The organism is Lacrimispora sp. BS-2 (genome assembly GCF_040207125.1).
Taxonomy (GTDB): Bacteria; Bacillota; Clostridia; order Lachnospirales; family Lachnospiraceae; genus Lacrimispora.
On the sequence record NZ_CP157940.1, the window covers coordinates 3,332,059 to 3,347,290 of the forward strand.

Below are 15,232 nucleotides of genomic sequence, written 5' to 3' on the forward strand. Positions count from 1 at the left end.
AGTAAAATTTTACTAAATTTTTACTTTATTGGAAGCCCATATTCAGAAAAAGGATGTCTCAAGGGTATATTTCCTAGCAGAAAACATACTTGAGACATCCTCTCATTGTCCAGGCCGGCACATGGATCTCAGGGCGGACAGGCTACTTCTCATTTCCTCCCAGGTTAAGCTTTGCAAAAGCATCTGCAAAGGCTGAATTGATGGGCTTATCCCCTTCCTTTTTCTGCTGGTTCAAATACTTGGCCACATCCTTTTTGGATACCCCGGCTCCTTCCTTAGTACGCCGTTCCTTAAAGGCTGAAAGCTTTTCCTTATAGCCGCATCTGCATACAAAGATCTGTCCGTCTCCCTTTCCCCTAAGCTCCAGCTTCTTATGGCACACCGGACATCTTGCATTGCTGGTCCTGGAAACTACCTCCCGGTGTCCGCACTCCCTGTCCTGGCAGACCAGCATCTCACTGTTTTTCCCTTTGACTGCCAGCATCCGCTTGCCGCAGTCCGGGCATTTGTGATTGGTCAGGTTGTCATGGTTAAAGCTGCCTTCCCCGGCCCTGATCTGGTGGATCAAGTCCCCGGAATACTGCCTGATATCCTTCATAAACGCGGCCCGTTTTAATTTTCCACCTGCGATTTCAGAAAGTCTCATCTCCCATTCAGCCGTCAGCTCCGGTTTCTTTAGATCCTCCGGCACAAGAGTGAGAAGCTGTCTGGCCTTGGAGGTCAAACAGATATCCTTTCCGCGCCGTTCCATAAGAAAACTGGAGAACAGCTTTTCAATGATATCCGCCCTTGTGGCCACAGTCCCAAGCCCTCCGGTTTCTCCCAGGGTCCTTGCCATATCCCGATCCTTTGTTTCCATATAGGAAACAGGATTTTCCATGGCAGAAAGAAGGGTCGCTTCCTGAAAGGGTGACGGAGGCTTTGTCTTTCCTTCGGTCATGGCGGCCGTCAGCCCCGTAAGCCGGTCCCCTTTTTTTATAACAGGAAGCTTCTGTTCCTTTAATTCCTGTTCCTCGTCTTCCTCATCCTGGTTTTCATATACTTCCTTCCAGCCCAGGGCCTTTACGGTCTTTCCTCTGGCTGCCAGAGTCTCTCCCCCTAAATCCAGGGTGATCTCTGTCTGTTCATATTCAAAGGGAGGATACAATACCGCCAGGAATCTGCGGACCACCAGATCATAGATCTTCCGCTCATCAACGGTCATATGATCCAGTTGGACAAACTGCTCCGTAGGAATGATGGCATGATGGTCTGTTACCTTCTTGTCATTTACAAAGGAAGGAGATGCCTGGATCTTCTGGTTCACCATTCTTCCTGCCAGCTTCCGGTACGGCCCAACGCCGCAGGCTTCAAGCCTTTCCCTGATAGATGGAACGATATCAGAGCTTAAATACCTGGAATCTGTTCTGGGGTAAGTCAGGACCTTATGGTTTTCATAAAGCCTCTGCATGATATTTAAAGTCTCTTTTGCAGAATAGTTAAATCTTCGGTTGGCTTCTCTCTGCAGCTCCGTCAGATCATAAAGCTGGGGAGAATCGGTCTTCTTTGGGACGCTTTTCACCTCCGTGACCACGCCTTCGCCCTGAGCTTTCATTTTACTTAAAAGGGCTTCTACCCGGTCCTTGTCAAAGGAACGGAAGCTCTTTGATTTCTCATCCCGCCAGGTAAAGGAAAGGGCCGGGCTTGTACATTTGGCCGTAATCCCATAGTAGGGCCTGGGAACAAAATTTTTGATCTCTTCTTCTCTTCTTGCGATAATCGCCAGTGTGGGCGTCTGCACCCGGCCGCAGCTTAAGCTGGCGTTGTACTTGCATGTCAGCGCCCTGGTTGCATTGATGCCCACCAGCCAGTCCGCTTCCGCACGGCACATGGCTGCATCGTACAGGTTATCATACTCATGGCCGTTTTTTAATTTTGCAAAACCTTCCTTAATGGCCTTATCCGTAACAGAAGAGATCCACAGCCTTTTTATAGGCTTCTTATTCCCTGCCTTTTCCAGGATCAGCCTGGCTACAAGCTCCCCTTCCCGCCCGGCATCAGTGGCAATGATGATTTCACCCACATCTGCCCGGTGGATCTGGGATTTTACCACACGGTACTGCTTTCCGGTCTGTTTGATGACTTCAAGCCGGAACTGGTCCGGCATCATGGGAAGATCTTCCATCTTCCATTCCTTATATTTGGGATCATAATCTTCAGGGTCCGCCAAGGTTACCAGATGGCCAAGCCCCCAGGTTACCACATATTTTTCTCCTTCTATCACACCGTCATGATTCTTTGTGCAATGCAGCACACGGGCAATGTCCCTGGCTACTGACGGCTTTTCCGCTATAATTAATGATTTCATCCAATTCCTCCAAACTCAATTCTTACCCAATTATAACGTATTGCCTGGGTTATTACAACTTTTACATAGGATCCGGACTTTTTTATTTTCCCATTAAACCCATAACAAAAAGGCCGGCCCTGTCATGCGGTTACAGGGACGGCCTTTCCGTAGGAGTTATGGTCCTTCACAGGTTAATGAAGGATATTCTCAGAGGGTTAGTCTGATGTATAGAATATTCACATTTAGTTAGTGTAGGCTAACTACCTTTATATTAGCATAAGACGGCTTATAATACAAGAGTTTTTTTGAAAGGATTTCTCATTAATCTTCTTGTCCCAATACGATGTTTTGTATCCAGAGTCCCCTCTTTACCAGTATAAAGCCAATGGCGCACTTCATGATATCCACCATCTGGCACGCAAAATATAGGGGAACGATTGGAATTGCCGTATATCGGCTGAGAACATAAGCAACCGGAATGCTGGCCACCCACATGAACACACTGTCAAACAAAAAGGTGACAATGGTCTTTCCGCCGGAGCGTAAGGTGAAATAAGAGACATTTATAAACGCGTTCATGGGCATACATAAGGCCAGAATACGGATAAACTGTGCAGCCAGGCTTTTGACCTCATCCGTAGTGTTATAGATCATCGGGAAAATCGGGGCCATGAAAGCCAGAAGGCCTCCGATCACCACACAGGAACCAACGGAAAATGCAATCAGCTTGTTATCCGTATCCCTGGCTTCCTCCATTTTCCCAGCCCCCAAAAGCTGGCCCACGATAATGGAAACCGCACTTCCAAGTGCTATGTATACCACGTTAAACACATTTCCTATGGTAGAGGATATATTAAGCCCTGCAATGGCTGTCAGGCCTCTTACGGAATAACACTGCATCAAAAATGCCATTCCTCCGGCCCACAAAGCCTCATTTACCATGAGGGGAGTCCCTTTAACGAGAATCTTGCCCACAAGGCCGGCCGGTATGTGAAGGCTCTCATAAGCTCCCACAATAAATGGGTTTTTCTTTTTATTTTTGTGGGTCCAGCCTATGACAATGGCAGTTTCCACAAATCTGGCGGTCACGGTAGCTGCAGCAGCCCCTGCAACACCCATAGCCGGAGCGCCGAATTTTCCAAAAATCAGGATGTAATTAAGCACAAGATTTACCAATACTGCCGCAATCCCCGCTTTCATGGGGATCACAGTTTCTCCGCACTCTCTCAGCGTACTGGTATAAGCCTGATTCACTCCAAAGGGCAGCATTCCCAAAATCATGACCAGTATATACATTCTTCCGTGGGCCAATGCAGCAGCAAGCTCCGAATCATTCCCTTCCCCATGGAGATACATGGCAATCAGGTTCTCTCCGGAGAAAAAAAACACTGCCGCAGCAACTGCACTTAAGAGCACACAGCAGATGATCTTAAACCGGAACGTATGACGGACACCGTCATGTCTGCCGCAGCCGAAGAACTGGGCTCCGAATATACCTGCGCCGGATATGATTCCAAAAATGCTGATGTTAAAGACAAACATCAACTGGTTTACAATGGCTACACCGGACATCTGCTCCGTTCCTACCATTCCCACCATAATATTATCCAACAGGCTGACAAAATTTGTGATACCGTTTTGAATCATAATGGGAATGGCAATTGTCAGCACCATTTTATAAAATGCCTTGTTTCCAATAAATTTTTTCATATGTGTTTCCAGTAAAAGCGCGCTTTTCTGTCATACCTCCGCCATGTGTATTTGCCGCCATATGCAGCCTTAATTTTTCCGTATTATAACTTTATATGGTATAGCGGTTTATGTCAACAGAATCTCACACTTTTATCTAATCTTCTATCTATTTCAGTTCCTCCCCGTTGGTTTCAATTACCCTTTTATACCAGTCAAAGGATGTCTTTTTCCTTCGGGATAAATCTCCGGTTCCATGGTCATATTTTTCTACGTAGATGAAACCGTAGCGTTTTGCCATTTCACCGGTGGAGGCGCTGACTAAATCAATGCAGCCCCTTGGGATCGATCTGCCAGCCCCAGTCGCTGGATTCCAGGTAAGGATGCTTTGCTCCTCCCATTAAGTTGCCTGAGGCTGCTGCCTGATCCGGAGAAACGGTGGCGCAGTTGGACATATAATAGCTGAAGGTATAATAATCCACACAGCCCTCTTTTATGGTTTCCAAATCTCCAGACTCCATCTGGATGGTGATCCCGTTTTCCCTGAAATAACGGTTCATAAAGCTGGGATATTCTCCCCTTACCTGCACATCGCCGCAGAACTGGTTTAAAATCTGGTTCCGCCTCTGAGCCTCTAAAATATCATCCGGATTGCAGGTCAAGGGATAGGTCGTAATATGGCAGATCATACAGCCGATCTTGCAGTCCGGATCAATCTCATGCCCGGCCTTAACCGCCAGGGCGCTGGCTACAAACTGATGATGAAGTCCCTGGAAACGGAGCTGGGGAATATCTAACTGATTGGTAAAATCTGTTGTTCCCTCATTTAAAATGCCTAAGGAAAGGAAACCGCCCATTGGCATTGTCCCTGCATTGACCTCATTAAAGGTCAGCCAGTATTTTACCTTTCCCTTATACCGTTTAAACAGAGTTTCTGCATATTTAACGAACAGCCCGATACACTCTCTGGACGCCCAGCCATTGTACTTTTCCGTAAGGGCAAAGGGCATCTCGTAATGGGATATGGTGACCAGCAGTTCTATGCCATGGTTTAAGCACTCTTCTATCACCCTGTCATAGAATTCCAGGCCGGCCTCATTGGGTTCCTCTTCCATGCCCGTAGGAAAAATCCTGGTCCATGAAATAGGGCAATATCTTCCTTATAATAGTGATAAAAATCAATGGCTTCATGGCTGGGATAATATGTGTCCGGTTCTATGGTCCTGGTGATCCGCTTGGATCTTATATGGGAACCTCCCGTACATACATCGGGATCTGCGATTCCTTTTCCTGCCTCAACCTGCTTTTTATCGCTGGCCTTTAAGCTTACAAAGCTGTTCATATTGGATATAAGCACAGGAGTGGTTAAGGATAAGCCAGCTTCCTTAATTTTCTCCATATCAAATTCTAACAGAAGGCTTCCCTTTATTACCCGGTCCCCTTCCTTGCAGTGAAGGGTAAAGCCTTCTCCTCCAAGGCGCACCGTATCAAGCCCTACATGGATGAGAACCTCTGCTCCTGTATCCGTAGTGATGCCAACCGCATGCTTTGTGTCGATCACCGCGCTGATGATTCCGTCCGCAGGAGCATATACCTTTCCCTCCTCCGGGATTATGGCTATCCCTTCTCCCAGCACTCCGCCTGCAAATACCGGAAGTTTCCGGCTCCCCTGCCTTCTCCTCCGGCTTATAAAGAATAAGGGTCATGACAAAGGATACGGTCAAAGAGATAATCATGGCAATCACACCATTTATCAGGTTGCCGAAGCCCTCGCCGCCGATCATGGTAATCAGGGTCAGGGAAGAAGGTGAACCACCCATGGAATGGGCTACCAGATGGGTAATTCCGGCATAAAGACCTGATGCTGCCGCTCCGATCACAGCTGCTATCATGGGTGTTTTGTATTTTAACGTCACGCCATACATGGCAGGCTCTGTAACACCTGCTACAATTGCTGAGATTCCGGAGGCAGATGCAGTAGATTTTACATTTTCATCCCTGGAACGGACTGCAACTCCCAGAGAGGCACCTCCCTGCGCCAGGTTGGAGCAGAACATGGTAATAAGTACAATTGCATCAAATCCGAAGGTTGCCATACTGATGGCGAACATGGGGATCAATGCATAATGCATTCCAGTCATAACGATAAACGGCATGGCCGCAGAGATCAGCATAATGGTGAGCCAGCCTGCTTTGCCATATAAGAAATTGATTCCGGCTGCCAGATAGTTTCCAAGAATGCTTCCCAAGGGTCCGACAACAACCAATGCAATGGGCACGATAATGAATATGACCATCAGCGGTTTCAAAAATACCTTTAAAAGGCTGGGGCAGACCTTATCAGCAAACCGTTCAACATATCCCATAATCAGAACGATAAGGAAGATAGGAAGAACGGAAGAGCTATATACGGCCGTTGTAACAGGCAATCCAAAATATGTGGTGTTTCCCTGATGAATTATTCTATTATTCAACTTTTCCGTCTTAATCCCCTAATGGAAAATAGATTTTTACTTAATATCAGTCATCTTCCTCTGGAACCAACTCCGTAGTTTCTTCCTTAGGCGGCATCACATAAGAAAAAATAACAAAACAGATAAGTCCTGCAATCAGTCCGGGTATGATTGGCTGGCTGAATTTGATCCCAAAGAGCACACCTGCAGAAATATGCTCAAGATACACAACAACGATAGTTCCTGCTATCAAAGAGGCAATGGTCCCTGCCGGTGATGCCTTTTTCCAGTAATGTCCCATGACATAGGGGAAGAAAGAGCCAGCCGCGCGAAGGGTAAAGCAGAACATGAGGATGGATACGATACTCTGGGTATTAAATAAAGCAATCAGCATGGAAGCCACACCGACCAGGCACATAACGATCTTTGTAACTCTCATGACAGACTGGCTGGAAGCGTTTGGCTTTAATACTGCCTTGTAAATATCGTTGGAAAAGATCGACCCAGCCCCCAGTAAGTCGGAATCTGAGCTGGACATGGTGGCAGAAATAATGCCGGAGAATAAAAGTCCGCAGACAACGGCCGGCATGGTATTAATCGCCAGGATGGGAAGCGCATAGCGGGCTCCCACCTCTGCAAACTGATCAGAGCTGAATTTCCCCATATTCATTAATGCCAGTGTTATAATACCGAGAATTGTAGGAACAAAGGCATAGATGAAGTTAATAAGCGCTGCCAGCCAGGCTCCGCCTCTTGCCGCCTTCTCATCCTTTGCCGCATAAAAACGTGATACCGCCTCCTGCCCCACGGAGAATGTAGCGGTGTACATGATAATAAGGGAAAGAATCCCAAATAAATCATAGCCCTGGAACATGCTTAAAGTCCCCTCCGGAATGTTAGCTGCCACATTGCTCCAGCCCCCTGCATACCGGAGCGCAAAAGGAACCGCTATGATCATACCGATAACGATCAGAAACACCTGGACAAAATCCGTTAAAGTAACGCTCCATAAGCCTCCCATAATGGAATAAACCGTTACCACCACCGCTACGATGATGACTGCCACCTGATAATCAATACCAAGCATCGTGGACAAAATGACCGCCGAAGCAATGAACTGTCCTGCCGTAAGCCCGACCAGGGGAAGAAGCATAATAATAGCCGTGATAATGCCGCAGGTCTTATTGTAACGTCTCCGGAAATATTCCGGCACGGTCTTGACCGTTGCCGCTCTGAACCTGGGAGCAACAAAGCTTAAAATGGAAAATGCAATTCCCATAGTGATTATGTACCAGGCTGCGCTGAGTCCAAAGCCTGACATCCCGTTCTGCACTACTCCCAGGGAGCTTCCCCCTCCAATTTCCGTAGCCGCCAGCGTACCGGCCATAAGAAGCGGCCCCAGACGGCGGCCCGCCACCAGAAAATCCGTATTGGTGGAAATCTTGGTGGATGAATACCAGCCGATCCACAGCATCAGCAGCAGATAAATGATAACAATGCCAGTTACAACAATATTTGCTCCCATAAAAACCCCTCCTGTTTTTTGTAAAAAAATTCTTTTGTAACTCCAGTCTAACATAATCACCGTCCCTGTCACACAACCGATTCTGTCAATTTCCCACCAAATATGCAGATTCCCTCTCTTATCTTGACTTCTGCCATAAATCTAAATACAATGGAATGAGATCGGAGGGACTTTTCTATGCTGAAGATTGCCATCTGTGACGACAGCAGGGAAGACAGAAAGAAAATTCTTGACTCTGTGTACGACTACTATAAAAAGTATGATATGGATGCTCAGATTGATGATTTTGAAACTGCCGGAAAATTACTTTCCGCAGAAGAAGCCTATGACATCTATCTGCTGGATGTCATTATGCCTGACATGACCGGAATAGAAACCGCCAGGCAACTGCTTAAAAAGGCCGAAGCTCCTGTTATCATATTCATCACTTCATCCCTGGAATCCGCGGTAGACGGTTACAGGGTGAGCGCCGCAGGCTTCATCCTAAAGCCCTTAATCCAACAGGATTTTGAGGAAACCTTAAGACGGGTCATGGAACAACATTTCAAATCCAGGGAAGCCACTATTTCCATTGTACATAACCGGGTCCCCATGGAGCTAAAGCTAAGCCGGATCCTATATTTTGAAAACAGGCTGCACCGGGTCTACATTGTCCTTAGAAACGGAGATATCCTTTCTATTCACCAAAAGCTTAATGAGCTTCAGGAAGAATTAAAGCCTCAAACCTGTTTTCTCCGGTGCCATCAAAGCTATATCGTAAATTTAAACTATGTGGAAGCCCTGGAACCCATGGGCTTTTTGATGATAAACGGGCAGACCGTTCCGGTTTCCCGCAATTTTTACAAAGAATGCAAGCATGCTTACTACCATTTTCAATTAAAGTGAGGCCGACATGAATGAAGCAGCATGTAACGTCGTATTAAATCTGATCAATCTTGCAGTCCGCATGATGCCTATTTTCGTTTGTCTGGAACCAAAGAGAAAAAACAGGGAAAACATCGCGGCCATATCGGCATACCTCTGGGTCATTATGTTTTCCCTGGAATCCCTGTTTCATATCAGGGAACCGGTTTTTCTCGTGATCCAGGGGATATTTTCCTGCCTCTTTTTTCTTCTGCTCCTCATATTTTTTAATGGGGAATTGATGAAAAAGGTATTTCTCTACTTATCCGCCTGGCTTTTTGCAGTCCTGTCCATGTCATTAAACGAATTTGCCGCCTCAGTCCTTGGAAAATCCCTATTCCTTTCCTATGGCCAGATCTGTGTCATTGTCTCTCTCCTGTCTGCCTGCGGATTCTATATCTTTGTCCGCTGCTGGCTGAAAGAGATGACCAGCCAGCTGTTCATTCAGTTATCCAAACGCTCCAACTTACTCCTGACCGCCTATCCGGCCATTTCACTGACCATTTCACTGTTTGGTACCTCCACCATATTTTCCAGAGAATCCCTGACAAAAAAAGGTTTTGAAGACGTTGTATTTTATCTGGCCTTCTGTACCATGATCCTGGTGCTTTATGTCATGATACTCTCCAGTACTCTGGAAGCTGTTTCAAGAAAAAAGACGGAAGAAGAGCTTTTGTTTGCAAGACAACTGATCGGAAAACAAAGGGAACATTATAATCAGATGCTGGAACATGCAGAGGAGCTTCGGATAATCCGCCACGATTTCAGGCACCACATCCACGCCCTTCTCAATATGGACAGGAACGAGCAGCGGAAATACCTCCTTGACTTAAATAAAGAACTGGATACCTCAAGGGAACAAAATTACTGTGAAAATCCTGCCGTCAACCAGATCCTTCAGGAATACGGCATCCGATGCCAGGAAAACCAGATAGAATTTGTGACCGGCCTGGATATTTCCGCTCATATCCCTATTGATGACCTGACTCTTTGCATTATCATAGGAAACCTGATGGAGAATTCCATGGAAGCCTGTATGAAGCTTAGGGAGAACCGCTTTATCCATTTGCAGGCAAGATGGAGGCAGGATCACCTGATGATGCTGGCGGAAAATTCCTATAACGGTCACATCAAAGAACGCGGGGGAAAACTACTATCCAGCAAGCAGGATGGCGGCCTGGGACTTTTAAGCATCCGCAGGATATTAAACCGGCCCGGTGATGATTTTGACGTGTACTTTAATGAAACTACCTTTACAGCTATGGTAAACATTATGGACCGTTCCAGGATTTCATTTGAATAGTCATAATCCTGAAATTCATCTGTAATACTATCACCAACTGGTAATAAACCCGGATTCTGTAAATGAATCATATATAGAAACTTTCTATTAATGTACATTATCTATAGCATATTTCAATTTGACTATTTTATATGGCTACGGCATAATAAAATAGTCAAATTGAAACAGCAGTCTGATACATAATAATCGACATCAACAGATTAGGTGCAGCCGTGATTGAAATAAAAAACATAAGTAAGACCTTTGGAAACCTGCAAGTTTTAAAAAATATCAGCCTGACCATAGAAGATGGAGAGGCATATGGGCTTGTAGGGCCAAGCGGAGTTGGAAAATCTACACTTTTAAATTGTCTTGCCGGACTGGATTTTTATGAGTCCGGATCTATTATTGTGGACGGCGTGTGCCTCGAATCCCTGGGAGAGAAGGAGGCAAGGCTTTTCCGTAAAAATATGGGAATGATTTTTCAGAACTTTTCTCTGGTAAACAGAAAAAATGTATACCAAAACATTGCTCTCCCCATGGAATGCTGGAAAATTCCAAGATCTGATATCAAAAAAAGGGTCTATGAGCTGGCAGAGATGGTAGGGTTGCAGGACAAGCTAAAGACCAGGCCTTCCGAGTTAAGCGGCGGACAAAAGCAGAGAGTCGCCATTGCCCGGGCTCTGACCATGAATCCCAAATACATACTTTCCGATGAAAGTACCTCCTCCCTGGACCCCAGCATCACCGCCTCTATTTTAAATCTCCTGGATAAAATACGAAAAGAAACGGGCATCACCCTTATCATGGTTACCCATGAAATGCCGGTGGTGCAGCAGTTTTGCAGTAAAATGACAATTATGGAAGCCGGAAAAGCAGTTGTCTCCGGAAATGTAAGAGAGCTTTTCTTCCAAAAGCCTCCTGCTCTGCAAAAGCTTCTTGGGATGAAGGAAGGAGAAATGATTCCCGGATCAGGGGTCAATCTCATATTTGAGCTTTCCTTTGATTCTCTGCTATGGGAGCTTGGAAAATTGCTGGAAAGACCTTATACCATGGTAAATTCAGACTTTTTTGAATTTCAGAACCAGAAACATGGCAATGTAACTATAAATATAAATGCAGAGGATTTGCCCGCTTGTGAGAACTATCTCCAATCTCGCGGCGTCGTTTACAGAACCGAGAGGAGGTCACTTTGATGAACACCATATCACAATGGCTGGAAAGATCCTATTTACTGCAATATTTACCTACGGTAATCCTACCGGCTATCCTGGCTACCCTTCAGATGGTTTTTGTCTCTGCCATTTTATCCATTTTTTTCGGCATGATCCTGGGTATCATTCTCTTTATTACAGACAAAGACGGGCTTTCTCCTAATCGGACAGTGAATTATGTCCTTGGAAAGATAACGGATATTATCCGGTCATTTCCCACCATGATATTGATTGTTGCCATTGGTCCATTGACCAGACTGGTGCTTGGAACAAGAATCGGAGCGGAAGCTGCCATATTTGCAATTACCATCGGCTGTACGCCCTTTGCAACCAGAATGACGGAGAATTCCCTCCAGACAGTGGATCCTCAGCTCATAAAAGCGGCCAAGGCCTTTGGCGCTTCCAAGCCTCAGATTATATACAAAATCATGTTAGTAGAGGCATTGCCAAGCCTTGTATCCAATTTCACCATTATGATGATCAACATGCTGAATATGACAGCCATGGCAGGAGCCGTGGGAGCCGGCGGTCTTGGGGCTGTCGCCCTGACATACGGGTACCAGCGGTTTGACTATGCAATTATGTATTTTGTAGTTATCATTCTTATTTTGTTCGTTCTTCTGATCCAGGGATTAGGAAAAATGATATATAACAAGCTGAATTAGCAAAGGAGAAAATAATGAAAAAAAGAACTTTATTTTTAGCTTTAACTGCCATGCTGGCAATCGCAGGCACAGTAGGATGCGGAAAAAATGATCTCCCGCCGAAAGCGGAAGAAACCACCCAAAGCGTAGAAAACCCAAAAGAGGCTTCCAAAAAAATTGTAATTGGCGGAACCTCTATATCCAAGGTTTACTACGATGCCATTAAAGATATCTTCGAAGCAAAAGGTTACGAAACAGAATTCAAAACCTTTGATTCCAACCCAGTGGTTCTGGAAGCATGTGCAAGCGGAGAGACGGACATGGCTTTGGGACAGCACAAAAAATTTGTTATGAGCTACAATAAAAATAACAATGCAAATCTTGACATGGCAAAACCATACGCCATGTATACAGGAATCGGCCTGTACTCTGAAAAACATTCCTCAACCGCAGAATTCCCTGACGGTGCAAGAATTGCAGTGATGAACGACGCCATGAATGAAGACATTGCCCTTCGGATTCTGGAAAGCCAGGGTCTGATCAAATTGAATGCGGACCAGAAGCAGGCAACCGTCGCCGACATCGTGGAAAACCCAAAAAAATTTGAAATCATTGAGATGGATCAGGGACAGACAGTGACCACTTTATCTGACGTAGACGGTGCATGTGTTTTCTTTACCCATATGGCTGCAGCAGGGAAGGATGCATCTTCTTATATTGCAAGAGATACTTCCATGATCAATTATCCCATGGGTGTCATTGTCCGGAAAGAGGAGGTGGATTCCGACTGGGCGGCTGCCTTTGCAGAGTGCTTTAAGGACCAGGCCGTTCAGGAAAAGATAAACAAGGCATTTCCAAATGTATTTGAATTCTATACAAGCGACGATCAGGTAAAGGAATAATGGCTGACCATTGGAAAGAAGATGTTTCAAAATTATATGCTTCTCTTGACCTTGCCCGTAAGGCCGTAGGAGTAAAGCTGATTGAAACAGAAGCCGAATTTCAAAGCGTGGAAGCGGTATTTCCTCAAAAGCCCATCCGTTACTGTCAGATGGTAAAAGGAGCCAGCGCAGGGCACAGCATTAAGGCCAATGCAAGTTCTTTCTCCTGCCAGAGCGGCCCAAGAGTCCTTGGAATCAACTGTGCCGATGAAAAGAACGCTCACGGAGAAAACTGGGCCAGATTAGGCCTTTACTCCAGCCTGGAATTAAGCGCACAGGTACGGGCAGGGCTTTCCTACTCCCAACAGCCGATGCACGGAGTGTTGGTACAGCCTTTAGAAAAGTATGAGGCCCCGCCGGATGTGGTCGTGATCGTGGCCAATCCCTACAGCATCATGAGAATCACCCAGGGATACGCTTATTCTTATGGGATGCCTGGGAACATCAATATGCTGGGCAATCAGGCCGTCTGCCTGGAATGCTCCGCAAGGCCATATGTGACCCAGGACATGAACATTTCCCTGTTATGCATCGGTACACGGCATCTGGCCGGTTGGGGAAAGGATGAGATGGCTGCCGGAATCCCTGTATCAAGATTTTCCAAGGTAGTTGACGGGATTTATCAGACCATTAACATCATGGAAGACGATGAAAGCAAAAAGAAGATTGCAAAGAATTTTGCGGAATGCAAAATTCCACTTGATATGAAATATCAGTATAATTACTATAAGGATTGTTAAGACAGGTTTAGATCTTGCAAAAAACAAGCATGAAAATCACCAGGAAAACCGGTATTTTTCATGCTTGTTTTATTTCCTGGCTTTTATCTCGAAAGAGGTATATCAAATAATCTGTACTGTATCATACAGTCTATTTGACATACCCTTTTTGCTTAAACATGAGTATTCAGATCGCTTCAGGATATTTTTTACTATTTTACTCAGTCTTTTGTCTTCTCACTGCATTTACAATCCATAATAAAATAACGGAACCAACAATAGAGACGATCAAGCTCCAGACATTAAATCCGGTAATGCCGGTTCCTCCAAGAAGGTTCATTAAAAACCCGCCTATTAAACCGCCGATGATCCCTACCACGATATTGGCGCCAGCGCCCATACTTTCATTATTACCAGTGAACATACTGGCAATCCAACCGGCAAGAGCACCAATAATAATCCAACTTATAATTCCCATCGTTTATTACCTCTCTTTAAAAGAATTATTTATAATGAAATTCATCATTATTTGTGTAAAAACCTGTTAGTCAATCAATTCAAAAAACAAATCATTTTGAATTATTATAAAACCAAATAAGCATCCTCGTAAGACATACGGGACACCATGTATAAGTTTTTGTCCTCACCAGGTATTTATAGTTAGTTTGTACCATAATTGTATTTTTTATACACAGCAAAAAAAAGGTACTGTTTCCAGCACCTTTTGGATAATAAAAGAACACATGATCTCATTATCTACTCTTGACTAAGATTTATTCCCATGATTCCTGCCTGCACTTCATTAATCCTGTCATTGGCAATAATTGCTTTCCCCTTTACACCCTCCAGACTATTTATTATCTCTCCATCCGGTACATTGGAGTAAGCACCATTATTAAACTTCAATACAGAATACTGAGCCTTGTTTTCGTAATAATACGGAACAATTAATTCATGATATCCATTTTCTAACTTATCACTGACAATGATTGGTTCGTTGATTAATGTAAATTCCTGGACAACGTGCAGCTTTCCACCATTTTCAGATAACAGCAATGCACTGCTTCCACCGGAGCCGCTGGTATAAGGACCTGTTACCATTACAAATATTTCATCCTTACCATCATCATTTAAATCAATATAGTTATAAAAATAATTTGTCGTTTCATAATATTCCTCCGGTACCTCCATGTCTTCAATGATCAGATCTCTTAGTTCTTTCAACGGTTTTGACTCCGCCTTCATGCCTGATATGCCTTCCGGTAACTTTAACATTGGCACTTCATCGGTTCCGCTGGTATTGGCAGCCGATGTTTCTTTAGAGCCAGTATTTTCAGAATATGTACTTTCTGACTGGGCCGGCTCTTTCTGGGTTACTTCCTCTGTTATTTCTGCAGACCCAGTATCCTTTTGCGTGCTTAATGCTCTATTTCCGCAAGCACTTATGGACAGTGTTACTGTAATTGCAAGGCTTCCTAATAGCAGCATCCCGTATTTTTTGTTTTTCATCTGAATATCCTCCATTTGTTTTTA

14 protein-coding genes and 1 pseudogene are annotated in these 15,232 nt (G+C 44.8%); 6 read left to right on the forward strand and 9 right to left on the reverse strand.

From position 1 onward, the window contains the following. Positions 1 to 142: 142 nt before the first annotated feature. From ABFV83_RS15625 to ABFV83_RS15655, 7 genes and pseudogenes are all read right to left on the reverse strand, one after another. A complete protein-coding gene (locus ABFV83_RS15625) occupies positions 143 to 2,347 on the reverse strand; it encodes a DNA topoisomerase III (RefSeq protein ID WP_349945098.1) in 2,205 nt (734 codons plus the stop codon). A 303-nt stretch (positions 2,348 to 2,650) separates the two neighbouring features. Then, complete coding sequence (locus tag ABFV83_RS15630; RefSeq protein WP_349945100.1) at positions 2,651 to 4,039, reverse strand: MATE family efflux transporter; 1,389 nt, start codon at positions 4,037 to 4,039, stop codon at positions 2,651 to 2,653. 148 nt (positions 4,040 to 4,187) lie between these two features. Beyond that, positions 4,188 to 4,319: a family 1 glycosylhydrolase gene (locus tag ABFV83_RS15635; protein ID WP_349945101.1), complete on the reverse strand. Its 132-nt coding sequence runs from the start codon at positions 4,317 to 4,319 to the stop codon at positions 4,188 to 4,190. 25 nt (positions 4,320 to 4,344) lie between these two features. Then, entirely contained in the window at positions 4,345 to 5,133 is a 789-nt protein-coding gene (locus tag ABFV83_RS15640; protein ID WP_349945103.1) for a glycoside hydrolase family 1 protein, read from the reverse strand. Next, complete coding sequence (locus tag ABFV83_RS15645) at positions 5,085 to 5,654, reverse strand: glucose PTS transporter subunit IIA (protein ID WP_349945104.1); 570 nt, start codon at positions 5,652 to 5,654, stop codon at positions 5,085 to 5,087. The genes ABFV83_RS15640 and ABFV83_RS15645 overlap by 49 nt, the downstream gene beginning before the upstream one ends. 295 nt (positions 5,655 to 5,949) lie before the next feature. Further along, a pseudogene (locus tag ABFV83_RS15650) lies at positions 5,950 to 6,492 on the reverse strand (PTS transporter subunit EIIC); the annotation flags it as partial. A 46-nt stretch (positions 6,493 to 6,538) separates the two neighbouring features. Then, positions 6,539 to 7,996 carry a sodium:solute symporter family protein gene (locus ABFV83_RS15655; protein WP_349945106.1) on the reverse strand — a complete coding sequence of 486 codons (1,458 nt, stop codon included), beginning with the start codon at positions 7,994 to 7,996 and terminating at the stop codon, positions 6,539 to 6,541. Positions 7,997 to 8,173: 177 nt separating this feature from the next. Between ABFV83_RS15655 and ABFV83_RS15660 the strand changes: the two genes are divergently transcribed. The 6 genes from ABFV83_RS15660 to ABFV83_RS15685 all read left to right on the forward strand — a co-directional run bounded on the left by ABFV83_RS15660 (position 8,174) and on the right by ABFV83_RS15685 (position 13,720). Continuing rightward, positions 8,174 to 8,881, forward strand: coding sequence for a LytTR family DNA-binding domain-containing protein (locus ABFV83_RS15660; RefSeq protein WP_349945107.1), 708 nt, complete (start codon positions 8,174 to 8,176; stop codon positions 8,879 to 8,881). Positions 8,882 to 8,888: 7 nt separating this feature from the next. Continuing rightward, positions 8,889 to 10,202: a GHKL domain-containing protein gene (locus ABFV83_RS15665; protein WP_349945109.1), complete on the forward strand. Its 1,314-nt coding sequence runs from the start codon at positions 8,889 to 8,891 to the stop codon at positions 10,200 to 10,202. 212 nt (positions 10,203 to 10,414) lie between these two features. Further along, positions 10,415 to 11,377 (forward strand): methionine ABC transporter ATP-binding protein, encoded by a 963-nt coding sequence (locus ABFV83_RS15670; protein WP_349945110.1) that lies wholly within the window; start codon positions 10,415 to 10,417, stop codon positions 11,375 to 11,377. Further along, the gene (locus tag ABFV83_RS15675) at positions 11,377 to 12,060 is read left to right on the forward strand and encodes a methionine ABC transporter permease (protein ID WP_349945112.1); all 684 of its coding nucleotides are present in this window, start codon (positions 11,377 to 11,379) and stop codon (positions 12,058 to 12,060) included. The genes ABFV83_RS15670 and ABFV83_RS15675 overlap by 1 nt, the downstream gene beginning before the upstream one ends. A 14-nt stretch (positions 12,061 to 12,074) precedes the next feature. Next, entirely contained in the window at positions 12,075 to 12,941 is an 867-nt protein-coding gene (locus ABFV83_RS15680) for a MetQ/NlpA family ABC transporter substrate-binding protein (RefSeq protein WP_349945114.1), read from the forward strand. Further along, positions 12,941 to 13,720 (forward strand): DUF169 domain-containing protein, encoded by a 780-nt coding sequence (locus tag ABFV83_RS15685; protein WP_349945116.1) that lies wholly within the window; start codon positions 12,941 to 12,943, stop codon positions 13,718 to 13,720. The genes ABFV83_RS15680 and ABFV83_RS15685 overlap by 1 nt, the downstream gene beginning before the upstream one ends. Positions 13,721 to 13,916: 196 nt before the next feature. Here ABFV83_RS15685 and ABFV83_RS15690 read toward each other — a convergent pair whose 3' ends face one another. Next, entirely contained in the window at positions 13,917 to 14,177 is a 261-nt protein-coding gene (locus ABFV83_RS15690; protein ID WP_349945118.1) for a GlsB/YeaQ/YmgE family stress response membrane protein, read from the reverse strand. Between the two features lie 278 nt (positions 14,178 to 14,455). Beyond that, positions 14,456 to 15,208 (reverse strand): hypothetical protein, encoded by a 753-nt coding sequence (locus ABFV83_RS15695; protein ID WP_349945119.1) that lies wholly within the window; start codon positions 15,206 to 15,208, stop codon positions 14,456 to 14,458. Between the last annotated feature and the right edge of the window lie 24 nt (positions 15,209 to 15,232).